General features: G+C 63.5%; 24 protein-coding genes. 17 read left to right on the top strand and 7 right to left on the bottom strand.

From position 1 onward, the window contains the following. Positions 1-38: 38 nt before the first annotated feature. From ACY0MJ_RS01485 to ACY0MJ_RS01440, 10 genes are all read left to right on the top strand, one after another. A complete protein-coding gene (locus tag ACY0MJ_RS01485) occupies positions 39-197 on the top strand; it encodes a hypothetical protein (RefSeq protein WP_462636490.1) in 159 nt (52 codons plus the stop codon). Next, positions 194-412: a hypothetical protein gene (locus tag ACY0MJ_RS01480; RefSeq protein WP_462636489.1), complete on the top strand. Its 219-nt coding sequence runs from the start codon at positions 194-196 to the stop codon at positions 410-412. Before ACY0MJ_RS01485 ends, ACY0MJ_RS01480 begins: the two co-directional genes overlap by 4 nt. After that, a complete protein-coding gene (locus ACY0MJ_RS01475) occupies positions 405-1,352 on the top strand; it encodes a DUF7146 domain-containing protein (RefSeq protein ID WP_462636488.1) in 948 nt (315 codons plus the stop codon). Before ACY0MJ_RS01480 ends, ACY0MJ_RS01475 begins: the two co-directional genes overlap by 8 nt. Continuing rightward, the gene (locus ACY0MJ_RS01470) at positions 1,349-2,530 is read left to right on the top strand and encodes an AAA family ATPase (protein ID WP_462636487.1); all 1,182 of its coding nucleotides are present in this window, start codon (positions 1,349-1,351) and stop codon (positions 2,528-2,530) included. The genes ACY0MJ_RS01475 and ACY0MJ_RS01470 overlap by 4 nt, the downstream gene beginning before the upstream one ends. Further along, the gene (locus ACY0MJ_RS01465; RefSeq protein WP_462636486.1) at positions 2,527-3,195 is read left to right on the top strand and encodes a hypothetical protein; all 669 of its coding nucleotides are present in this window, start codon (positions 2,527-2,529) and stop codon (positions 3,193-3,195) included. Before ACY0MJ_RS01470 ends, ACY0MJ_RS01465 begins: the two co-directional genes overlap by 4 nt. Before the next feature lie 76 nt (positions 3,196-3,271). After that, positions 3,272-3,796, top strand: a complete 525-nt coding sequence (locus tag ACY0MJ_RS01460; RefSeq protein WP_462636484.1) for a hypothetical protein — start codon at positions 3,272-3,274, stop codon at positions 3,794-3,796. A gap of 22 nt (positions 3,797-3,818) precedes the next feature. Continuing rightward, entirely contained in the window at positions 3,819-4,397 is a 579-nt protein-coding gene (locus ACY0MJ_RS01455) for a hypothetical protein (RefSeq protein ID WP_462636483.1), read from the top strand. A gap of 10 nt (positions 4,398-4,407) precedes the next feature. Continuing rightward, positions 4,408-6,270, top strand: coding sequence for a hypothetical protein (locus tag ACY0MJ_RS01450; protein WP_462636482.1), 1,863 nt, complete (start codon positions 4,408-4,410; stop codon positions 6,268-6,270). A 286-nt stretch (positions 6,271-6,556) separates the two neighbouring features. Further along, complete coding sequence (locus tag ACY0MJ_RS01445; RefSeq protein WP_462636480.1) at positions 6,557-7,876, top strand: hypothetical protein; 1,320 nt, start codon at positions 6,557-6,559, stop codon at positions 7,874-7,876. Beyond that, entirely contained in the window at positions 7,876-9,723 is a 1,848-nt protein-coding gene (locus ACY0MJ_RS01440) for a hypothetical protein (RefSeq protein WP_462636479.1), read from the top strand. The genes ACY0MJ_RS01445 and ACY0MJ_RS01440 overlap by 1 nt, the downstream gene beginning before the upstream one ends. On the opposite strand, the gene ACY0MJ_RS01435 is transcribed toward ACY0MJ_RS01440, so the two are convergent. Beyond that, on the bottom strand, positions 9,701-9,925 hold the full coding sequence (locus tag ACY0MJ_RS01435; protein ID WP_462636478.1) for a hypothetical protein: 225 nt from the start codon (positions 9,923-9,925) through the stop codon (positions 9,701-9,703). The genes ACY0MJ_RS01440 and ACY0MJ_RS01435 overlap by 23 nt on opposite strands. Positions 9,926-9,971: 46 nt before the next feature. Here ACY0MJ_RS01435 and ACY0MJ_RS01430 point away from each other — a divergent pair, with 46 nt between their 5' ends. The 3 genes from ACY0MJ_RS01430 to ACY0MJ_RS01420 all read left to right on the top strand — a co-directional run bounded on the left by ACY0MJ_RS01430 (position 9,972) and on the right by ACY0MJ_RS01420 (position 11,112). Continuing rightward, complete coding sequence (locus ACY0MJ_RS01430) at positions 9,972-10,373, top strand: DUF5681 domain-containing protein (protein WP_462636477.1); 402 nt, start codon at positions 9,972-9,974, stop codon at positions 10,371-10,373. Further along, a complete protein-coding gene (locus ACY0MJ_RS01425) occupies positions 10,373-10,633 on the top strand; it encodes a hypothetical protein (RefSeq protein ID WP_462636476.1) in 261 nt (86 codons plus the stop codon). Before ACY0MJ_RS01430 ends, ACY0MJ_RS01425 begins: the two co-directional genes overlap by 1 nt. A 191-nt stretch (positions 10,634-10,824) precedes the next feature. Further along, positions 10,825-11,112 (top strand): hypothetical protein, encoded by a 288-nt coding sequence (locus ACY0MJ_RS01420; protein ID WP_462636475.1) that lies wholly within the window; start codon positions 10,825-10,827, stop codon positions 11,110-11,112. 170 nt (positions 11,113-11,282) lie between these two features. Here ACY0MJ_RS01420 and ACY0MJ_RS01415 read toward each other — a convergent pair whose 3' ends face one another. Then, positions 11,283-12,266 carry a hypothetical protein gene (locus ACY0MJ_RS01415; protein WP_462636474.1) on the bottom strand — a complete coding sequence of 328 codons (984 nt, stop codon included), beginning with the start codon at positions 12,264-12,266 and terminating at the stop codon, positions 11,283-11,285. A gap of 744 nt (positions 12,267-13,010) precedes the next feature. Next, entirely contained in the window at positions 13,011-13,136 is a 126-nt protein-coding gene (locus tag ACY0MJ_RS01410; protein WP_462636473.1) for a YHYH domain-containing protein, read from the bottom strand. 293 nt (positions 13,137-13,429) lie between these two features. Between ACY0MJ_RS01410 and ACY0MJ_RS01405 the strand changes: the two genes are divergently transcribed. Together ACY0MJ_RS01405 and ACY0MJ_RS01400 are read left to right on the top strand one after the other, a co-directional pair. Further along, entirely contained in the window at positions 13,430-13,825 is a 396-nt protein-coding gene (locus ACY0MJ_RS01405; RefSeq protein WP_462636472.1) for a hypothetical protein, read from the top strand. A 209-nt stretch (positions 13,826-14,034) separates the two neighbouring features. Then, complete coding sequence (locus ACY0MJ_RS01400) at positions 14,035-15,486, top strand: ATP-binding protein (RefSeq protein WP_462636471.1); 1,452 nt, start codon at positions 14,035-14,037, stop codon at positions 15,484-15,486. Positions 15,487-15,570: 84 nt separating this feature from the next. On the opposite strand, the gene ACY0MJ_RS01395 is transcribed toward ACY0MJ_RS01400, so the two are convergent. The 4 genes from ACY0MJ_RS01395 to ACY0MJ_RS01380 all read right to left on the bottom strand — a co-directional run bounded on the left by ACY0MJ_RS01395 (position 15,571) and on the right by ACY0MJ_RS01380 (position 18,466). After that, on the bottom strand, positions 15,571-16,119 hold the full coding sequence (locus ACY0MJ_RS01395; RefSeq protein WP_462636470.1) for an HNH endonuclease: 549 nt from the start codon (positions 16,117-16,119) through the stop codon (positions 15,571-15,573). Next, complete coding sequence (locus tag ACY0MJ_RS01390) at positions 16,116-16,268, bottom strand: hypothetical protein (RefSeq protein ID WP_462636469.1); 153 nt, start codon at positions 16,266-16,268, stop codon at positions 16,116-16,118. Before ACY0MJ_RS01390 ends, ACY0MJ_RS01395 begins: the two co-directional genes overlap by 4 nt. 194 nt (positions 16,269-16,462) lie before the next feature. Next, positions 16,463-17,770, bottom strand: a complete 1,308-nt coding sequence (locus ACY0MJ_RS01385; protein ID WP_462636468.1) for a tyrosine-type recombinase/integrase — start codon at positions 17,768-17,770, stop codon at positions 16,463-16,465. Positions 17,771-18,121: 351 nt separating this feature from the next. Next, on the bottom strand, positions 18,122-18,466 hold the full coding sequence (locus ACY0MJ_RS01380) for a hypothetical protein (RefSeq protein ID WP_462636467.1): 345 nt from the start codon (positions 18,464-18,466) through the stop codon (positions 18,122-18,124). Between ACY0MJ_RS01380 and ACY0MJ_RS01375 the strand changes: the two genes are divergently transcribed. Continuing rightward, positions 18,461-19,423: a M23 family metallopeptidase gene (locus ACY0MJ_RS01375; RefSeq protein ID WP_462636466.1), complete on the top strand. Its 963-nt coding sequence runs from the start codon at positions 18,461-18,463 to the stop codon at positions 19,421-19,423. The genes ACY0MJ_RS01380 and ACY0MJ_RS01375 overlap by 6 nt on opposite strands. A 205-nt stretch (positions 19,424-19,628) precedes the next feature. Beyond that, a complete protein-coding gene (gene secA, locus ACY0MJ_RS01370; RefSeq protein WP_462636465.1) occupies positions 19,629-22,412 on the top strand; it encodes a preprotein translocase subunit SecA in 2,784 nt (927 codons plus the stop codon). The last annotated feature ends 125 nt before the right edge of the window (positions 22,413-22,537 follow it).

Below are 22,537 nucleotides of genomic sequence, written 5' to 3'. Positions count from 1 at the left end.
GCCGCGACACGCTGGACGACGCAATGGGTGAGTGCCGGATGCTGCGAGCCCTCCAAGAGCGGCTGGCGCGATTCAACACCTACCTCTATCCCCTTTCGGGTGACGCACTGCTGCTGTCCCAGCCGGGCGGGTTCACGCGCACCGTTCCTGACCTGCGCGCCGCACGCCAGCTCCTGAAACAATGGGAGGCGCGATGAGCAACCAAAGGGCTTTCGCGGAAGTTGTCGGTGACTACCTGAGTGGCAACCTAGCGTCCCAACGGGCCATCCACGAGCTGCGGCAGGGCTGCGCTGACCCGGACTACCTGTACCGCGTTGCGCGCGACGCCTACCCGCAGTTCGCGAGCGAATACCTGCGCGGGTTCATCCGCACCCTCCAGAAAGCCATTGAGCGGGAGGTGCGCCATGGGTGAGTTCCGCCGCGACGCGCTACCTGATGCGCGCAGCTACATCGAGTCTCAAGGGCTACGGCCGATCGGACGCGGAAAGTGGGTCACGACCGAATGCCGCCTGCACGGCGGCAGGGATTCGCTCCGCTGGAACCTGTCTTCGGGCGGCTGGGTGTGCATGGCGTGCGGAGTGAAGGGGAGCGACGTTCTCGCTCATCACATGGCTCTTCATGGCCTCGGGTTCCAGGAGGCCGCGAAAGAGCTCGGAGCATGGGTAGAGAGCGATGGCCGTTCGTGCGCGCCCGTAAAGCGGGTCGCTGCACCCTCTGTCGGACGCCAGGCCCAGCCTCAGAGGACGGCACTTGCGGAGAGCGGTCGCGCGCTTTGGGCCTCCGCTGTCCCGCTGGACGGCACGGATGGGGAACGGTACCTGCGCGCACGTCGCTGCGTACTGCCTCCCAGAGGCGGGCATCTTCGCTTTCATGCGAGGCTGCGTCACCCTAGCGGATATGTAGGCGCCGCGATGCTCGCGCTCGTCACGGACGCACTCACTCGCAAGGCAAAGACGCTCCATCGAACCTGGATCCGGCCGGACGGCAATAAGGCCGACGTTGACCCGCCCCGGCTGGTCTTGGGTGGCCACAGCAAGCAGGGAGGGGTGATCCGACTCTGGCCGGATGAACTCGTGACGTACGGCCTCGGCGTCGCCGAAGGAATCGAGACAGCCCTAAGCCTTGCCCACGCATACGCGCCCGTCTGGGCGTGCATCGACGCCGGAAACCTGGCCCAGCTCCCGGTACTCGCCGGCATCCAGACGCTTCTGATCGGCGCCGACAACGACGCTGCAGGAGCGCGTGGCGCCCACGAGTGCGCACAGCGGTGGCACGCGTCAGGGGTGGATGTGCGAGTCACCCGCCAGCAACAGAACGACCTCAATGACGTTCTGACGGAGGCGGCGGCATGAACAAGGAAAAAGATTTGATGCAGGACGTTGTGAACGGCGCTGAACGCTTCCAGGGGCCAGCCCCTGCGCCCGCGGACGGGGTTCTGCTCACCTGCGGAAAGGATCTCCGGATGGAACCGATCACCTGGCTATGGAAGGACTGGCTCGCCTTAGGAAAGCTCCACATACTCGCTGGAGCGCCCGGGCAAGGAAAGACGACCATCGCGCTGTCGATGGCTGCCGCTGTGACGGTGGGAGGAAGGTGGCCGGACGGCTCCCGCGCCGCCCAAGGCAACGTTCTCATCTGGAGCGGGGAGGACGACGCAGCCGACACTTTGCTGCCCCGCCTGGTCGCAGCTGGTGCTGACCGCAACCGGTGCTTCTTCGTCAACGGAACAAGAGTGGACGGAGATGTGGTCTCTTTCGATCCCTCAAAGCACCTGAACCAGCTTCTCGCGGCGGTCGAGAAGATCGGGGGCGTACGGCTGATCGTGGTTGATCCGGTGGTATCGGCTGTCGCCGGTGACTCGCACCAGAACGCGGAGGTTCGGCGAGCTCTGCAGCCTCTCGTGGATCTCGGCGCTGCGTGTCGAGCCGCGGTGCTCGGAATTACACATTTTGCCAAGGGCGGGCAGGGGCAAGATCCAATGCTGCGGGTTGTTGGCAGCGTTGCCTTTTCTGCGGTCGCACGTGTGGTGCTCGTTGCTGCCAAGGTGCACGACGAAGAAGGCGCCGACAAGCGCGTGATCGCCCGTGCAAAGTCCAACATCGGTGCGGATGACGGCGGCTTCAGGTACCACATTGAGCAGGGTGAGGCGGAGCCCGGCATCACTGCGTCATTTGTCGCCTGGGGAGAACCGGTGGCGGGGAGCGCGAGGGAGCTACTCGCTCAGCCGGATGACGACCAGGAGGCAGCACCCCGCCAAGCCGCCACAGAGTTTCTCGAAGACTTGTTGGCGAGTGGGGCGATCCCCGTCAAGACCATCCGGGAAGAAGCCAACGCGGCGGGCCATGCATGGGCCACCGTGCGACGTGCCGCCGGGAATCTTTCAATCATCAAAAAGAAAGGCGGGATGGACGCGGGCTGGTATTGGTCGCTCGCGAAGATGCCCACGAAGATGCCGAAGGAGCCCACTCTTCAAAGCGGAGCCCCTTCAGCACCTTCGGCACCTTCAGCGGTGGAGGGGGTCGTCGGATGAGGCTCGCCTTCCACCGCAAAGTCTGGGAGTTCGATGAACTGGCGGAACGCTGGGGGATCAAGGACGAGCGACTCAGAAACTTGAGGCGTGCCGTCAAGGATCGAGAGCTGAGCCCCTTTCGCACGGTGCATTGTGCGATGCAGCCGCTTACACTGGATGGGCCTGAAGGGCAACTCACGCCGCTGGGCGAGCCGCGGGAATGCCGGGGCCGGCTCTGGATAGCGCACGAATTCGGCATCGAGACGGGCGACCTCGATGCGCTCTATCCGGTCCTCCGCGACCGACCCGAGCCTGATGCAGAAACTCAGTACTGGGCGGCGGCCAATCCGATCTGCATGGATGACGTATTCGCCAGCTTCGTTGTTTCCGACGAGGACCGCAGCCAGTTTGAGCGCGCGCACTCAGCGAAGGAGTTCACGCTCGATGCGCGTCAGGAGGCCAGCCGAGACGTAATGCTCGTCACGATGTACCACGAGCTGTATGGGTGGAGCCCGGGCGACGAACAGGTCAAGGGCGTCACAAAGTTGTCCTTCGCGGCCAAAGGTCTCGGCTTCACTCTCAGTGTTCCGACTATCCGCGAGCATTTGCAGAGGGCACTCACCCGCGCCCGAATTGCTGAAGACGAACAGGCGCACCTTTCGGTGCAAGTTGCATCTTCTTCCTGAGTTGCTTGCACGAACAGCGCTTGCTCATTCCTAGAGTAAGCGGTAGCGCGCGAGTTGATTCGCAAAGGAGAGAGGCTTGGATCACGTTGAACAACCCGACCTGACCGAGGCTGCCGAGCAATCCAGCTCGCCGGAGCCGGTTCATGCCACAGAGGAGCAGCAAGGCGGACGCATTCTCACGGTCAATGGCAAACCCGTCGGAGCGACTGACCTTGCATTTGAGACGCGGCAAGCCTTTCAGAACCTGTGGGACGGCTACGCGTGGATCGGCCCCCTTGTGGAGGGTGCGATTCTCGCTTGTGTTCAACGCACGGACGTGCCTCGCGCAGTGGTCTGCACCCCGTGGGGGAACGATCAGACGGGGCAGCATGCTGACAGCGCGAAGCACCAATCCTACGTCGAACACGTGAAGGCTCAGATCGAGAAGTCGCAGCCTTGGCTATGGCAGCTGTTCGACGCGGCCCGGGCCATCGTGGCGATATCGCCGGACTCCTTCACCTTCGCGGTCGGCTCTCGTCCTGGAGCGCAGTGGGACGCCCCGAACATGACTGTGTTCACCGCACTTACGCCCTTCGCCGAAGAAGGCGAGCCCCGGCACTGACGGAAGGAAACTGGAGCGAGGAATGGGACTAGAAATCGGAGCGACCTACATCAGCGACCTTGTCGCTACGAACCCCACCGGCGGTGATCCGAAGGCGCAGGGTGACGACCACATCCGCCTCATCAAGGCCGCTCTCCAAGCGAGTTTCCCGGGCATAAGCGGCGCGGTGGATGCAACCCACACTGAACTGGATGCCGTTGCTGATGGTGCGGAAGGGTCAACCTCGTTCACTCCGGTCATTCAAGGATCGACTGTAGCCGGGACCGGCACGTACACCAACCAGGCAGGGCAATACGTCGTGGTTGGGGGCATCGTGTTTTTCTGGCTGCGCCTGATCTGGAGCGCTCACACGGGAACCGGAGACTTGCAAATTGCCGGCCTTCCCTACACGTCGCTGTCTGCGAACTTGGCGCGAATTCCTCTTTCCACCTACAGCGCGAATATCGCTCTCACCGCAGGGCATGTGTTGCAAGCATCTGTTTCGGCTGGCACCAAGGTGATTGAGATTTCCAGTTACCCGTCTGGAGGCGGAGCGACTGGCAACGTCCCTATGGACTCTACCGGGGCCCTGTACGTCTCCGGCCACTACCTGAAGGCATAAGGGGAACAACATGGCCGGATTCACTCTCATCCCCGCACAGCCAAAGCCCGCCAAGAAGGCGACTGCTCCTGTGCGCAGCGGGCTCACGCTCGTCCCGCAGCCGACCTCCGGTGCTCTCCCGATCAGCATGGACCCGCATGATGTTGCCGTGCGAGAAGTGCTCGCAAGGAATGGCGGCGCAGTTCCCAAGAGCAGCGCCTCTGACATCCTGCGGTTCTCCAACGAAATCAACAGCACCGGGCAAATGGAGGATCAGGAGATTCCTCGCTGGCTGATGGACCTTGCCAAAGCCTCGGGAGCCAAGCCGATTGGCTTCAACCTTGGCGGTGGAATCGCTGGGGCAGGTATCCAGCAACTCCCCGGCTTGGTTGGAGATACCTCCTACGATCTTGGCGACAACATCTACAGCTTCGCGCATACGGGAGGTTTCGACTCCGGGCTCAACACCTCCGTACCCCGCGAGTTCGACCGCAATTCGGGGGTGAGCTACCAAGACTCCCCGCTGTTCCGGAAGGCCCTTGCTTCTGGCAAGTGGTCCATCATGAACGGCACCCCGTACAACGTGCTTGACCAGAACGGGAAGGTCATCGGGACGAAGAAGTTCGAGGGCCTGGAAGACTCGGACAACATGGACATGATCGCCCTGGCGCTCACGGGCGGAGCCCTCGGTGGCATGGGCCTGACGGCGGCGAACGCCGGGGTTGGCACGACCGGGCTGAGTTCGGCTGGAGGCGAAGCCGCTGGCTACGGTGCGTCCACCGGGTCAGCCGTCTCTGGCGCTGGTGCCGGAGGTGCTGGCGCTGGTGTGGGAGCGGGGGCTGGCGGCGTGACTGGCCTGCCTGATGCGGCAGCGGCAGACCTCATGTACGGTGGTGGCGCGGATCTGTTGCCGGGGGCGAGCGGCATCCCGGGCGCGACGCTGGGCGGCGGTGGGTCGTTCGTAGGCTCTGGCCTCAGCTCCACTCTGGCGGGGAGCGGGTTGCAGGGTGTCCCGCCTCCTGCCAATCCCGGCGTTGCTCCTGCGTCTACCGGCGTACCGCCTCCGGCGAATCCGTTCAACCTGGAGAGCTATCTCAGCCCGCAGAACCTAGCCAATCTCGCGACCTCTCGCACAGGGCTCGGCCTGTTGACCACTGTTGCCGGGGGCCTTCTCGGAAGTGGGGAAGGTGGCGGCGCGGGCGCGGGCGGCGGTGGCGGAGGGGCGATGGATGAACGCCTCTCGCCTTACGTCTACGGAGACAAGGGTCTGATCCCGCGCACTCAGGGACTCCTAGATACTCAGGTGCCAGTCGCCCAAAGGGCGGGGCAGCAGATGATTACCCAAGGGCAAGGACTACTGGGCGCTCCGATTGCCGGGAACGGCGTGGGCAACGTGCACATGCGCGGATACGAGGAAGACCCCTACGCCAAGGGAATTCTTTCTGACATGGAACGTCGCTATGACGACCTCATTGGACGCGGCTTGAACGCGGCAAGGGGTCAGGCTGTTGCGGCGGGCGGACTTGGTGGAAGCCGTCAAGGCGTGCTTGAGTCTTCCACAATCAAAGATGCTGCGGACAACTTCGCCGGGCAGGGGCTGAACTTCATGAGCGGCATCTACCAAGGCGACAGGAATCGGGCGCTCCAGCAGTACGGCATTGATACGTCGTTCTACGGTCAGCAACGGGGCCAAGACCTTCAGCAAGCCACTCTCGGGGCTGGGCTCGTCTCTCAGGGATTCGATACGCAGTTCCAACCGCTCAAGAGCGCGAGCGACATCTACAAGCCGTACTCCGGGCTGCAGTCTGCAAACGGGACCAGCGGTGGTCTGCAAGGCGCGATTGGCGGTGCCTTGGGCGGCGCAGCGCTGGCGAGCAAATTCGGCTGGTGGTGAGGGAGGCAGCAACATGGGCCTACTCGATGATGACCTGATTACTGGCCTTCTGGGAGGGCAGCCGCGAGGGTCCGGCGGACTGCTCGGGAGCAGCGTGGTTGGTTGGCGTCCAGCCGCGAATGAAGGCCTCGCGACTCGCATCTTTGGTGATCCGAACAATCCTGCGGACCCTCGCGGTGACGCAATGATGGCGCTTGCATCAGGGCTGCTGCGACACGATTTCGCAGGTGGTCTGGATCGGGCGAGCCGCGTCTTCGCAGACGTGGAGGATCGGAATGCTAGGCGCATGGCGAACAGCCTGACCCTCAACAAGTCCGCTTACGAACTGGCCGGATTGAAGCAAGCCTATGACCGGAATGCCGCGATCCAGAGAGACTTGGCGGCGCGGCGCGGTGTCCAGCAGACGCAAGGGCTGCATTCGGGAGCAGGCGACTTCGGCGTGCCTACCGTTGGCAGTGTTCCGATGTTCAGCATGGCAGGAGCTCGCGGCGCTGGAGTGCCGGCACCCCTGGGCCAAGGTGGGCCATCTACAGGCGCTGCCGGGCCAGGCGCGATCAGTCCCAGCGGGGCCCAAAGCCAGGCGCGGCAGCTCTATGAGCAGCTGCTGCAGATGGCGGAGGTCTATAGCCGAAATGGAGACATGAAGACGGCCATGGATCTCTATCAGCGAGCGGAGCAGTTCAAGCCCAAGTTCTCCACCACGCCGCAGGTGATGACGGATCCGAGGACAGGTAAGTCTGTGAACGTGGTCCTCAGCGACGACGGCGGCACGCAAGTGGTTCCCTTCGGGGTGAAGCCAGACATTTCCATGCAAGACCTGGGCAGCCGGGTTGTGGCTGTGGACAAGAACGCCACGCCTGGAGGCCAGGTTTTCCCCAAGACCATGACTCCCGGCGAGGTTGCCTCTAACCAGATCGCGCGGGCCAACTTCGCGCAGCGTCAGCGCGAGTTCGCCAACACGGTCGCACAGCAGGGGAAACCCACTTTTCAGGATGGCCGCTGGGTGTATCCGCCTTCGGCGCAGAACCCGCAAGGAGTGGCCGTCGCCCCGGCGGGCATGCCTCCCAAGGCGCTCACCGAGTTTCAAGGCAAGAGCACCAGCTACGCCGCCCGCATGCAGGACGCGAGCCGCGTCATCGCCGAATTGGAGGGGCAGAAGGACGGTCCGCCGAGCCCGATGCAGGTCTCCCAAGCTGGCTACCGCGCCGAGTTCCCAAGCTGGCTGCCTGGTGGACAGATCGCCGCGGGAGTCGCCACCGGCTTGAACAACACGCTAAACCCGATGGTCACTGCGTCTGCCCAGAAGTACCGGCAGGCGCAGGAGAACTGGGTCGCAGCTGCGCTTCGGCAGGAGTCGGGAGCCGCGATTGGCAAGGAGGAACTGGAGAAGTACATCCGTACCTTCTTCCCTCAGCCCGGCGACTCCGACGAGGTGAAGGCACAAAAGGCGAATGCACGACAGGTGGCGGAGCGGGGCATGCTGGCTCAGGCTGGTGCGGGTGCCCAGCAGATCCCCTCCATCCTCGACGGCGACAAAGGCGGGCCAAGTGCCGGTGGCGCACCTGATTGGAAGTACGTCAATGGCAAGCTCGTGAAGGTGAAGTGATGCCGCAGATCGTGGAATACAACGGCCAACGCATTGAGTTTCCTGACGGAATGCCGCCCGCCGAAATTGAAGCGGTAATCCGCAAGAACGCGCTCAGCCTTCCCAGCAAGGTGGCGATGCAGGTCGAAAACGACGCGATCACACAAGGGGCCAAGAACTTCGCCACCAACGACATGTCAGGTTTCGACAGGTTCTCCGCTGGTGCTGGCAAGGCTGTCGCGGATCTCGGCAGAGGGTTGGGGCAGTATGTGCCGGTCATCCGCGACGGGGAGCTCTCCACTCTCGTTACCCGGGACGATGTGGCTGACGCACGGCGGGTGGACCGTGCACTGATGAACACTGGCGCAGGTCGTTGGGGTAACGTGGCCGGGAATATCGCGCTGTTGGCCCCGACTGCCCTAGTCCCGGGCGCGAACACGGTAACGGGCGCTGCCACCATCGGTGCAGTGACCGGGGCGCTCCAGCCAAGCACCAGCACCAGGGAGACGCTCACCAACACTGCATTTGGTGGCGTGGCTGCGCCCGCGACTATCCTCGGTGTGCGAGGTGCGCAGGCCCTCTACCAGGGCGCGAAGGGTCTGGTGGAACCCCTCACAAGAGCTGGGCAGGAGCGGATCGCGGCCGATGTATTGCGACGGTCTGCGACCGATCCGGCAAGGGCCGCTCAGGTGGCGGGACAAGCCCGCGAGCTGCTGCCTGGGAGCCCTCCCACGTTGGGACAGTCCGCCCAAGATCCGGGATTGGCGCAGCTTGAACGAGCGATCCTGAACAATCCCGAGTACGCACCCGCACTGCAACAGCGATACGCCGCCCAGAGGTCAGCGCGGATGAATGCCGTGGAGGATGTGGCGGGCACGCCCGAGCACTACGACGCCATCAAAGAGGGGCGCCGAATCTTCGCCAATGAAGACTACGGCAACGCCCTCAAGGCGGGTGTCGATCCGAGAATGGCAACGGCCATGGCCCCCCAACTCCAGAGTCTGTTGGAGCGGCCGTCAATTCAGCGAGCGCAGCGTGAGGCCGTCCAACTTGCGAAGGAGAACGGCATTTCGCTCGCAGAGTCGCCGGTCGGGTCGCTCGAGGGATTGGATTGGGTCAAGAAGGCGCTGGATAACCGCATCAGTATGGCCAGCCAGCCGGGGTCCAGCATCGGCAAGGAGGAACTCCGCGCCTTGGTCCAGACAAAGAACGACCTGATGGCAACGCTGGAGCAGATCGCCCCGGGCTACAAGGAGGCCAACGACGCCTACGCTGCGATGTCCCGTCAGGTGAACAGCATGGACGTTGCCCGGTCGCTTCTGAAAACCCTCCAGCGACCTGGCAGCGAGTACTCGGGCGGGAGCGCCAAAGAACTAGGCGACGCCTACATGCGTGCGCTGTCGATGGCTCAGGACAGTGTCAAGAAGGCGACCGGGATGAACAAGAACATCTCGGACGTGATGAGCACGCGGGACATCGCACAACTCGAAGCTGTCGCGCGGGATCTTGGACGCAAGGCATTTGCGGAGAACGCCGGTCGCGCGGTGGGTTCGAACACCATGCAAAACATGGCGTCCCAGAACATGCTTCGCCGGATCCTCGGGCCAACCGGCCTGCCGGAGAGCTGGGCGGAGAGCACCATGCTCCAGTCGTTCCTGGCGCCGGTTCAAGCCGCAAGCCGGCTGACGGGGGCTGACAAGCGGATCATGGACCGCATCACGATGGGCCTGCTGGACCCGATGGACGGGGTCGGGCTTCTTAGCATGCCGGCACCGGTCCAGAGTGTCGGGTTGCTAGGCGCCCCCTCTGCTCAGCGCTTCCTGCCGGCCGCGGGGCTCCTCGGCGTCACCACACAAGATAGGCGATGAGCGCGATCACGGCGTATCCGCCGACCAGGAACCCGAGCCCGAATTTCCAAGGGTGTTGGGCGCGCAAAGAGCGGTCATACAGGAGCCGCTTCACCTTCCCGTCGGGGATCGCTCTGTGCGCGAGCCTGGCGATGACGTACGCGAGGAAGAACAAGCCGACGAAGACCAACGGCTTGAGGGTGACGGCAAGCAGCCATTCCATGCGGCGGATTATGGCGCTGGCCGCCTGATGCTGAGGAAAAAATCAGGTGACGCAAAAGGACACGCGATTCAAGCCGGGTCAATCCGGCAACCCTGGAGGCCGCCCCGTGGGTTCCGGGAACTTGATCCGAAGCCAGCTCGCGAAGGCCTGGGAAGAGATTCGGCCAGTATTGATCGCGAAGGCGAAGGGCGGGGACATGGCGGCCATCCGCATTGTCGCTGAGCGGGTTTGCCCACCGATTCGGGCCAGCGAATCCCCGGTGTCCATTGCGCTTCCGGAGGGAACGCTCACCGACCGAGCAACGGCGGTCTTGGATGCGCTCGGCCGCGGCGACCTGAATCCCAGCCAAGCAGCCCAACTGATGCAGGCACTCGGTGCGTTGGCAAAGCTGATCGAGACGGACGAACTCGCCCGACGTATTGAGGCGTTGGAACAAAGGAGCAAGTAATGGCGACTGAGATCGGCCGGCGTCTCGCCGCATTGGAAAGCAAGGTGGGGATGGGTCGCGGCGCTGTCGACGTGATCATCCGAACCATCGTTCGTCCCTCGCCAGAGGGGGCTGTGGACGCTCCCCTGAAAGGACTTCAATCCCTCTGCGGCTGGCGCGTCGAACGTGAGGAAGGTGAATCTCGCGACGCGTTCATTCGGCGGGCAACGATGCTCGCGCGTCGCAGCGGTGGAATTGCGGTGCTGAGGGAGGTGTTGTGATGCTCCGGACCAACGTGGACAGGTGATGACAGTCAAGGCGCGAGTTGAGCGGCTGGCGCGGAGCAACAAGAAGGAGAGCGGGATGGAGTTGCTTGTCGGGCTCTGGACTGATCTGAAACGCCGACATCCTGAGATCTCTAGGAGTCGAGGTGACCATGGGAAGGCTTGAGAGCTGAGGAGGGACAGAAGCGATGAACCTGGAAAAGCGGATTGAAGAACTCGAACACCGGATTGGCGGCAAGGACGATTTCATGCTGATCGTGGTTAGCTCTTTGGGCTGCAACCCGGTTAACAGCGGGCCGGAGCGGATCGTTCAGCGTAATGTCGGCGGCTATAGCGCGGTTGGCAGGAATCGCACCTGGACGCTGCAAGTAGGCCAGTCCACAAGCGACCTGATGGAGTCCATGCAGCGCGAGCTGAAGGCGGAGGGGCATAGGGTCTACGCGGTTTGTGAGCGTTACGCGGAGGACTGCGCCTGACGATTTCCTTTGCCCACCCGTAGTCTGTGTGCGCCCAAACCCTCGTCCGACCTTTGCAACGACCTCGGTTGGGCACCAAGTTGGTTCGCGTCCTCGATTCTTTGCCGGTGAATTCCGAGGGGTGCCAGCTCCAGTCGCACCGCGCGCCAGAAGCCGCTTTCACCGGCCGCCTATCCAAGTCGGACAGTAAACCTGCCTTCCAAAGTCGCGGACCGGAAACCACGGCTAATCGTGAGGAAGGTGCGGAACACTCCTTGAAACGCGTTCCCGTTCAGAACGCCGGCTGCCGATACCTCTGTCTTGGCGCAAACGGTGCATGGCAATCTCACCCTCTTCCAGGTGCTCAGGTCCAGAATTTCGGTGTTCGCTGGAAGGGTGATGTCCTTGCTGTACTCGAAGACCGTGGGGTGGTCAGGGTCGGTCGACAGGCAGCCCTGCTCGCTCGTGAGCTCCAGGGTGTGCAGCCCGAATCGCTCACCAAGCTCCTGCAGATCTTTAACCGGCGATTCGGTTTCCAGATAAGCAATCACCTTGCCGCTCTCATTTCTCTGAGCGAAGCCTCCGACGATAAAAACGCGGAGCTGCATGAGCGGAGAAGCAGGAAGCGTGGCACGGTTGTACTCGAGCAACCCGCTCAGAACTCGTGCCATCGGCCTTAAGCCCGGCCCGATAGGGGGGATCGACAGATTTCCGAGGTCAGGAAATTCCCGCTCGATCGCATATGGGCCGAGTACATCCAGCAAGGCTTCAAATCGGCTGGCAATCTCTTCGTACCGGAGACGGATGATTGGTGCCACTTCCGGCCCGGAACTAACTGCGGAAACAGTTAACTCAGGCCCATTACACAGGGCAAAGTAAACGGCGCGCACCTCAGGGTGGGCGGCATACGTGTAGGCCTGCTCTGCAGCCTCCGCGTCCAAAGGTTCGCTTGGCTGCTTGACTTCAAGCACCCACCGGACGCGGCCCTTGACGTGCAGGATGTAATCGGCCCGTCCACGTAGTAGCGGGTCCTTCGACGGCTTCTTTCTGCCTAAAAACTGACGGGGATACCGAAGCGGCTGCTCCCGTGTGATGTCGAACTCAGTGCCATCTGCGTACCCCAGCGCGTGGAGCAGAGGACCCACAACGGCCTCCCTTACGTCCTGCTCGTTCATTCGCTGAAACGGGAGCGGACGCGTCTGAAACGTTGGAGGCTTGGGGAGTACCGTGCCAAGCGCACTAGTCGCCATGCCGCGAGCTTATAGCACCTGGCTGCGCAACGCCATCGCGCCGAGCTGCTGTACCAGTGAGGCCACAGGGCGTTCCCTTTGTCTGCCGCGTCGCGCGAGACCAATAGCAGGGTGGCTGTGGCCCTGCTCAAGGGCGAAATCGCGGGACATTTGCCCGATTGGACGCATTACATTTGGCTCACCGTCGCCGACCGCGGCTCCCTCCGCCGAGGAGACGCGCAAAGGCAGCGCCGATGATGCCGAACACGCTGACAGTGGTGCGGTTGTAGACCCGGTTGTATGCCGCCTTCTTAGGATTCGTCAGCCAACCCCAGCCGTGGGGAGCCTTCAGTCCAAGACGGTGTCTGATCATCCGCGCGGGAGATGTCCTGGCAGCGATCGACTTCTTCAGTGAAGGTTTCCGAATTCCAAACTTCACGCCGTGTTCTCCGTCAGTCTTTCTTGGTGCCTTGCTTGCCTGTGTAGGGATTCACGTTCCCCTTGCGGCTCCAGTTGTTGTACTTACGGCCGTCAGGGTTCGTGGCGCGATGGGGTGCGACATAGGTCCCATTCTTCTTCACGTAGCCTCGGACCGAGTGGCTACCGCCCTTTCCTTTTGCATCTGCCCAGAGGGGGACGAAAAGGAGGCACATGGCGATCAGGAGAGACACGGGCTTCACGACGTGGCCTTCAGTGGCAGTGATAGCCGCCGTTCTTCCGGTCGTGGTGACAGCCATTGCTGTCCGTGCCGCCGGAATGGGCGAACGCGAAGGTTGAGACGAGGGCGACAGCCAAGGCGAGGGCAAGCTTCTTCATGATGCAGTTCCGAGAGGGACCCGCGGACCGCGCGGGCACGGTACTCCGAGGGCGGACGCTACGCCCGCTGTCATCAAATCCATTCACCGCTTGTCACTCGGCCGGCTAGGACTTGCGCCTAGGTCTTTGGGACTATGCCGTTCGGGAGAGGGGCCGGCAGGTAGCCACTCCCTCCAAAGATGCTCAGAAGGTGCTCTATCCGAAACCGTGAGCATCTTCAGCACCTTCGGACAGCTTTGAGCACCTTGCGGGACAGTGGTGGTCCCCGTCAGAATGTCCGGAAGGGGGGCAGGATGAGCGCAGCTAAAGGGATCGCCGCGTTCCTGTTGATGCTAGTAGTTGACGCCGCGTGCGCTCAGGATTTCCAACGGGGGCTGCGGAGCAATCAAGACATCATGGCCGGCCGCAATAAGCTCGAGCAGCTCAGCCCGCAAGAGCGGAACGAGGTGATTCAGGTCCACCGGCTTGTTCGCTCCCGACAGTCTGGCGAGGGCAAGTCACCGGAAAGCCGGAACGCCATCAACGAAGCCCGTGCAGCCTCCGAACTTGCAGACCAGTCCGGAGGGCTGAAGCGCTGTGCCGAGGCCGAGGGCTTCTCGGACGACTGCAGCAGCGAGTTCAGCAGTACCAGGAGCGCCCAAGGCGACTACGAATCGGCGGTATCGGAAGTGGGGAGCTACTGCAGCTGAGCCGGCTCGCGGGGGCGCGCGGTGATAGGGAATTCACCTAGGGAAGGTTCGGGACCACCGGGGCGCCATCTGCGGGAAAAATACACAGTCTTCCCCGCTCGAGTTGATCCTCCCGACCGCAACCCCAGAAACGGCAGACTTTCTATCTCAATTGAATCCGGAAGGTTCCAAAAATCCCTTTCAAATCAAGCACCTAGAATCTACGCCCAATGAAGCACTGGCTCACGGCTGCAATTGCCGCCCTTCAGGAGAGTCTCTACCCAACTCCGCACGAAGTGAACGAGCTCGACTGGAAGGTCGCTCTCAGCGATGACAAGGAGCGGCTCGGTGCTCACTTGATGGCCTTTGCGAATCACCCTGGTGGCGGCACGCTTGTGTTTGGGGTTCGTGACTCCGGGCAAGTCGCAGGGATTGATGCAGGCTCTGCGCATCAGGTGGTCACGACGCTGACCAATCTTGGGCGAGCAGCATTGGAGCCGGCGGTCGCGCTCGATCACGCGAGCGCCTCCTTCGACGGCGTGTCAGTGCTTTTCATCCACATTCCAGAGCAGCGTACGAAGCCAGTTCATCGCCGCGGGAAACATTTAGAGGACACCTGGATCCGCTCCGGCGGCACTACTCGAAGGGCGTCGAGACAGGAGGTGGGCGGGCTGATGCTGAATAGCTCAGTCCCCCGGTGGGAGGAGCTAAGGGCGTCTGACATGCTTAGCCTTGATGACGCCTTGCAACTCCTTGATTTGGAAGCCATCGCGAAGCTCCTTCAACGGCCACTTCCAGAAGCGACTGAAGACTTGGCAAGTTGGGTAGCGGCTGAGGGGCTTCTGAAGCCAGAAGGGCGGGGCTACTACGTCACCAACTTTGGGGCGATCGCAGCAGCAAGGCGGCTTGATGACTTTCCGGATCTCGTGCGGAAGCGAATTCGTTTGATCCGCTATCGCGGGATGAACAAAGTAGAAACCATTGACGAGACCGCCGGAACAAAGGGCTACGCGGTCGGTTTTGAGCCACTGATCAATCGACTGAAGAGGGTGTTGCCGCATTCAGAAGTCATTCAGCAGTCGCTGAGAACCGAGGTGTGCATCTACCCGGAGATCGCACTACGCGAGATGGTCGCCAACGCGCTCATTCACCAAGATTTTGGTGTAACCGGCGCCGGCCCGTTGATCGAAATCTTCGATGATCGGATCGAAGTAACCAACCCCGGGACGCTTCTTCCCAGTAAGAGACTGGACCGCCTGATTGGAACGACACCGGAATCGAGAAACGAAAAACTGGCGTCCTCGTTTCGGCGATTCCGCATCTGTGAGGAGCGTGGTACTGGGTTTCAGAAGATCGTAAGTTCAGTTGAGCTGTTCGGGCTGCCTCCCCTGCTGCTAACTTCCCTCGACAACGCGTTCAGAGTCACCCTTGGAAGTCCACGTAAATTCATTGATATGTCTGCGCAAGAGCGAGTTGAGGCGACGTATCAGCACGCTGTTCTTCAATATCTCTCCAGCCAAACATTGACCAACACCACTTTGCGGGAGCGATTTAAGGTCCATGACAAACAGAGAAACCAGATTTCAAACGTCATTAGCGACGCAGTAGACGCTGGTAGGATCAAGCGAAAGGATGAGGGTAGCGGCAACAAATTTGCCGAGTACATCCCTTACTGGGCGTGAGGTGCGTTCGAGTGCCCGCTAGCCTACGCAGGCGTGGCTTCATGCTCACTGGGGGGCTCGACAAAATTAGAGAGGTCGCTTACGTCAGCGACTCGAGACGAACTCAATCGCAGTACGGTCGGATTTCTCGAGGTTGCATGGCACGCAAGCCGCGACGAGGTTCACCATCTGATCACCCCCGCCAAGGGCCCTCGGCATCATGTGCTCTACGTGCCACTTGCCGTCCAACGTGAGCGCCGCGCCGCAATAGTGACAGCAGCCGCGGGACTTTTCGAAGACTTCCTGTCGGCGCCTTGACACCCTAGAGATCGAGATCACCTCATCACTGGGCTCCCTCTCGGTCTCTGGTTGGTCGTGGAAAACGAGACCCAGCTCGAGCTGCTTCGTCTCGCGATCGGCTTCGTGGAAGGCGGCAGCACCGGCAAGCACGCGGCGAGCGCCTGCCAGCGCCTCCACTTTGTCATCCGCGATGCTAAGCACTGCGCCCGCCTGGGGCTCAACGACCATGTACCTGGTCGCGTGGAGTCCGCGGGCCACGCACGGCATACTGGCCAGGGCGTAGCGCCCCGAGCCGAACAGTCCCCCAGTTATTGGCTTGTGCAGCAGTCGTTCCAGCATCGCCAAGTCGCTCACTTCCCGCGGGCCTCCTGATTCCGGCCCGATGCTCGACCGGTGGGCTGGTCCTTGGATGGCTTCGCCATGTCGATCATCCTCCGCACCCATTCGGCGCCTCCGAGCTTCGCGAGCTTCGCCTTCTGCGACGCAGTCATCTTGATGCTCACGGTCACCGTCGGATCTCCTTCGCTCAGGGGCTTGCGGCCCTGGCCTCGATCAGGACCGCCTCGACCCATTTGAGATGGCATTGTTGATATAGTAATCCGTTATCAAACGGTGTGCAACGGTGTGAGACGGCGAGATCACGTGTTTATGGAATGGAGCAGCACGAGGCGACAGCCGATCAGGGGGCCGACTGGGCTTATGCCGCCCTGCGGCCCACGCCGGCCTTATTGAAGGCAAGCACAGAACCGCCTCCGCTGCGCAGCCGATCAATGTGCGCGCCGGCCCGATTCCAGGCGTCGACCATTTCGTCCCAGTAGTCGTGCCCGTCATAGATCCGGCGCAGGACATGCTCCTCCGAGTGATTGAGGCAAAGGCCGGCGACGTCTCCGTCCACCTTCAGCCTGCTCAGCATCGTCCGGAACGTCTTCCGCAGGTCGTGCGGCTTGAGCTTCCTCCCCGGGTCAATACCTTCCTGAGCCCATTTCCGCCGCAGCGCATAGCCGACTGCTCCTGGGCTGAGGGGGCGGTTCTCCACTCTGCCCGGAAAGACGTACTTGCCTCCGCCGGACGTGACTTTGGCTTCCTCGAGCAGCCGAACAGTAGCCTGCGACAGGTGCACCTTGAAGCGCTTGCCTGTCTTCACATCGAGCTCTGTGAGGAGTAGCTGCCTGTTCTTCAGATCCACCTGCGACCACTGCAAGAGGCGGCATTCGGCGGGGCGCATACCCGTCAGCAATTGCAGCTCGATGATCCCGCGGCTAGATGCGTCGAAATTCGACTCGCCAACGAGCTTGAGGAAATGCACGATCTCCGCGTCGTTGGCGGCGTTTGGGGCGGCCGGGCGGTACGGCCTGGGATTCACGATGCCGCGCATCGGATCCACGCCTTTGATGTACTCCCGCGCGATCGCGAATGTCACAAGGCCCCTAAGGGTGCGATATGCCTGGGCGGACGCACCGGGCGATCCACGCTTCAAGCCCCGCTCGATGCAGGGTCTGAGAGCGGCAGGAGTAAGCCTCCCGACCTTGTGCGTGCCAATCACCGGGCCGATGTCCATATTGAAGGCGTCCTCAAGGATCGTCACCGTGCGCTCGCGGACCGGCTTTCCCTTTTTGCGGGGGCTCCCCAGGCGCTTATCTGCAATCCACTCGGCGAAGGTCTCATCGACGGTCGGATTGCTCTTTGCCTCGGTGCGCTTCTGTCTCGCTTCAATGGCCGGGTGCTCCGCTTCGCCCTTCAGGGCCTTTTGGCGCACCTCGTCATGCGTGAGGCGCTCCTTTTCGGCTTCGGCGAGGCCGATCTCGGGGTAGGAACCCAAGGACTGCCATCGCCGCTTGCCGTTGACCTGCGCCCGGTACTGCCACTGTTTCGCAAGTCCCCCGCCGGCCTTGCGCCTCAAGAAGATGTACAGGCCGGGCGAAACGAGGGTGCGCTTCTCCATCAGCCCCTCAGCCAGCTTGAGCGCCTTTACCTTTTCGTCGGTCCACCTGGTTGCTTTCGTCATCGGTTCCCCTTGGAGGCGACTCCCGCACGCAGGCTCACCAGAGCCCACCTCGTGTTGCTGACGCAACGACTAAAAGCATTACTGGAAGCGGAATCGGCTCGGATACCACCCCGGATACCACATCAGCGAAATATTGTGGCACGCCATGAGTTCACCATCAGGTGCTCAAGAGCCGGAAACAAGGCGGCAGCAGGGGACGGTGAGATTCAGTGAAACATCCTGATCCGCTTGGAGCACCCGCCTTGTAAGCGGTAGGTCGTCCGTTCGATTCGGACAACCGGCACCCTCACGTTGACGAGCGGCCGCGGCGCGACGTGCGGTGTCAACCGCCGGGACAGGCGGGGCGCCGCGTTACTTCCGGAGGCTTCCAAGCTTGAGGCGGATCGCGGTAACCTCGAACCCGCGACTGCCGAGCTTTTGCTGCAGGACCGGCAACAGGTGCCGGAGCTTGGCCGCCGCGGCGTTGCCTTCCACCAGCAGGCACCAGGTGGTCCCCTCGATGGGACCCGGTCGGATGGAGGCACGCAGGGGGCCAGGGATGAAAGGCTCGATGGCACGGAACCGTTCGCCCGACTCGCGCGCCAGTTGCGCCAGGCGGGCGAGGGTCGGCGAATCCTCGGCGGCTTGTTGCAGGCTCACGGGGTGGTGTCGGCGGTTCGGGGATGCGGGCACGAGAGGGGGACCAGAAGAATGCATTTCATTATCACGGATGCCTCGCTGGCGAGAAGCCGGGCGATCCACCTGAGCGGCACGCGCCTGGCGCTGGCCGTCGTGGGGCTCTCGCTCGTGCTGATGCTCCTGTCGGCCGCGATCTACCACTGGGTGATCGTCAAGGGCGCGCGCGAGCACTGGCCCGTGGTGGGAAGCCTGGTGCGCCTCGTCGACAAGGACCAGCTCGAGCAGCGCGACCGCTTCATGCGCGAGAACCTCGACGCCATGGCGCGCAAGCTCGGTGACATGCAGGCCCGCATGCTGCAGCTGGAGGCGCTCGGCGAGCGCGTGGGCGGCCTGGCCGGCATCAACCCGGCCGAGCTGAAGGTGGACCCCAATCCCGGCCGCGGCGGCGCCCTGGTCGAAGGCCGGCCGCTCTCGATGCCGGAGCTGCAGGGCATGGTCGACGCGCTCGACCAGGCCACCCACGCCCGCGCCGACCTGTTCACGGTCATGGAGTCGCGGCTGGTCGAACAGCGCCTGAAGAAGATGATGGTGCCGACCCAGAACCCGGCCAACGGCGCGCCGGTGGGCTCCCGCTTCGGCTACCGCATCGACCCGTTCACGGGCCGCTCGGCCCTGCACACCGGCCTGGACTTCCGGGCCATGTACGGCTCGCCCATCGTGGCGGCGGCGGGCGGCGTGGTGGTGACGGCGATGATGCATCCCGAATACGGCAACATGGTCGAAGTCGACCACGGCAACGGCCTGGTCACTCGCTACGGCCATGCCTCGCGCCTGCTGGTGAAGAAGGGCGACCTGGTGAAGCGCGGGCAGCAGCTCGCCCTGGTGGGGAGCACCGGCCGTTCCACCGGCGCGCACCTGCACTTCGAGGTGCTGGTCCAGGGCGTCCAGCAGGACCCGCAGAAGTTCCTGGCTGGCGGTCCCGCCGCGGACCGCCTGATGGCCGAGCTCACGGCCCCGAACGCGCAGGCGCACTGAGCTGCTTGCGCGCGCAACGGAAGCCCCGCGCCGCGGGGCTTTTTCGTGCCCCCTGCCCGCCGCCCTCGCACAGTTAAAATCACCGGTTTCGCCGCCGTGGCTGGAAGCCTTGCCAAAGGCGCTGGCGGCCTCACCTGATCCTGAACAAGAAAAGGACTGCGCTGTCCGACCCGCCCCCGGCGGGCCCCGGATGACAACCGCGCCCATGGCCACGAACTTCCTGACCAAAATCTTCGGCTCCCGCAACGACCGCCTGCTCAAGCAGTACCGGCGCACCGTGGAGCAGATCAACGCCCTCGAGGGCCAGTTCGAAAAGCTGTCCGACGAGCAACTGCGCGGCAAGACGCAGGAGTTCCGCGACCGGCTCGCCCAGGGCACCTCGCTCGACGACCTGCTGCCCGAGGCCTTCGCCGTCGTGCGCGAGGGCTCCAAGCGCGTCATGAAGATGCGCCACTTCGACGTGCAGATGATGGGCGGCATCGCGCTGCACCAGGGCAAGATCGCCGAGATGCGCACCGGCGAGGGCAAGACGCTCACCGCGACGCTGCCGGTGTACCTGAACGCGCTGCCCGGCAAGGGCGTGCACGTGGTGACCGTCAACGACTACCTCGCCAACCGCGACGCGCAGTGGATGGGCCGCCTGTACAACTTCCTGGGGTTGTCGGTGGGCGTGAACCTGCCGCACATGCCGCGCGAGGAGAAGCAGGCCGCCTACGGTTCCGACATCACCTACGGCACGAACAACGAGTACGGCTTCGACTACCTGCGCGACAACATGGTGTACGAGGTGGCCGACCGCGTGCAGCGGCAGCTGAACTACGCCATCGTCGACGAGGTCGACTCCATCCTGATCGACGAGGCGCGCACGCCCCTGATCATCAGCGGCCAGGCGGAGGACCACACCGACCTGTACATGGCGATGAACCGGATCGTGCCGCTGCTCACGAAGCAGGAAGGCGAGGCCGACCCGCGCACGGGCGAGGGCGTCACCAAGCCCGGCGACTTCACGGTGGACGAGAAGACCCACCAGGTGTTCCTCACGGAGCAGGGCCACGAGAACGCCGAGCGCATCCTCGCCAACGCCGGCCTGATCCCGGAAGGCGCCTCGCTGTACGACCCGGCGAACATCTCGCTGATGCACCACCTGAACGCGGCGCTGCGGGCCAACCACCTGTACCACCGCGACCAGCACTACGTGGTGCAGGACGGCGAGATCATCATCGTCGACGAGTTCACCGGCCGCCTGATGCAGGGCCGCCGCTGGAGCGACGGCCTGCACCAGGCCGTGGAAGCCAAGGAAGGCGTCTCCATCCAGCCCGAGAACCAGACGCTGGCCTCGATCACCTTCCAGAACTACTTCCGCCTCTACGGCAAGCTCTCGGGCATGACGGGCACGGCCGACACCGAGGCCTACGAGTTCCAGGAGATCTACGGCCTCGAGACCGTGGTGATCCCGCCCAACAAGCCGAGCCGGCGCGACGACCAGCTCGACCGCGTGTACAAGACGTCCCGCGAGAAGTACGACGCCGCGATCCAGGACATCCGCGAGTGCTACGAGCGCGGGCAGCCCGTGCTGGTGGGCACCAGCTCGATCGAGAACTCGGAGATCATCTCCGGGCTGCTGGAGAAGGCCAAGCTGCCGCACCAGGTGCTCAACGCCAAGCAGCACGCCCGCGAAGCCGACATCGTGGCGCAGGCCGGCCGGCCGAAGATGATCACCATCGCCACCAACATGGCGGGCCGCGGCACCGACATCGTGCTGGGCGGCAACGTCGAGAAGGCGATCGAGGCCGTCGAGGCCGACGAATCGCTGGATCCGGCGACGAAGCAGCAGCGCATCGCGGAGATGCGCGCGCAGTGGCAGCGGGACCACGAGGCGGTCGTGGCGCAGGGCGGCCTGCGCATCATCGCCACCGAGCGGCACGAGTCGCGCCGCATCGACAACCAGCTGCGCGGCCGTTCCGGCCGCCAGGGCGACCCGGGCTCCTCGCGCTTCTACCTGAGCCTGGACGACCCGCTGATGCGCATCTTCGCCGGCGACCGCGTGCGCGCGATCATGGAGCGGCTGAAGATGCCCGACGGCGAGGCCATCGAGGCCGGCATCGTCACGCGCTCGATCGAGAGCGCGCAGCGCAAGGTCGAAGGCCGCAACTTCGACATCCGCAAGCAGCTGCTGGAGTACGACGACGTCGCCAACGACCAGCGCAAGGTGATCTACAAGCAGCGCAACGACATCCTCGACGCCGCGCAGCTCGGCGCCCAGATCGCGGCGCTGCGCGAGGGCTGCTTCACCGACCTCGTGCACCAGTACGTGCCGCCCGAATCGGTGGAGGAGCAGTGGGACCTGGCGGGCCTGGAGAAGACGCTGTCCGAGGACTGGGGCATCTCGCTGCCGCTGAAGCAGGAGGTGGAGGCCTCCGCTGCGATCGGCGCCGAGGATATCGTCGAGCGGGTGATCGCCGCCGCCAACGCCGCGTTCGAGGCCAAGGTCGCGCAGGTGGGCGAGGAGAACTTCACCCACTTCGAGCGCATGGTCCTCCTGCAGAGCATCGATTCGCACTGGCGCGAGCACCTGGCCGCGCTGGACTACCTGCGCCAGGGCATCCACCTGCGCGGCTACGCGCAGCAGCAGCCGAAGCAGGAATACAAGCGCGAGGCCTTCGAGCTGTTCGGCCAGATGCTGGATGCCGTGAAGAACGAAGTGACGCGCGTGCTCATGACGGTGAAGATCCAGTCGGCCGAGCAGGTCGCCCAGGCCGCCGAGGACCTGGAGGACCGGGCCGAGCGCATCTCCAACGTCACCTACACGGCGCCCACCGAGACCGGCGAGGTCGAGAGCACGCCGGAGCAGGGCGCCGCCGGCCAGCCGCGCGCCGTGGCCGCGGCGGCCATGGCGATGGCTGGCGGCGTGCCGCGCGTCGGCCGCAACGACCCGTGCCCCTGCGGCAGCGGCAAGAAGTACAAGCACTGCCACGGCCAGCTGACCTGAGCCGGGTGAAGGGACGGCGTGCCGCGCCGTCCCGCGCCGGGGACGGCGTCGGCGCGGGGTAACCGTCTGTAATCCACCTGTCAATCCTGACAGGGGCCGCGCTTCCGGCTCAGCCGCTTTGCCCT

The organism is Ramlibacter sp. bp-362, assembly GCF_054956735.1.
This window is presented reverse-complemented; position numbering and strand designations above follow the sequence as displayed.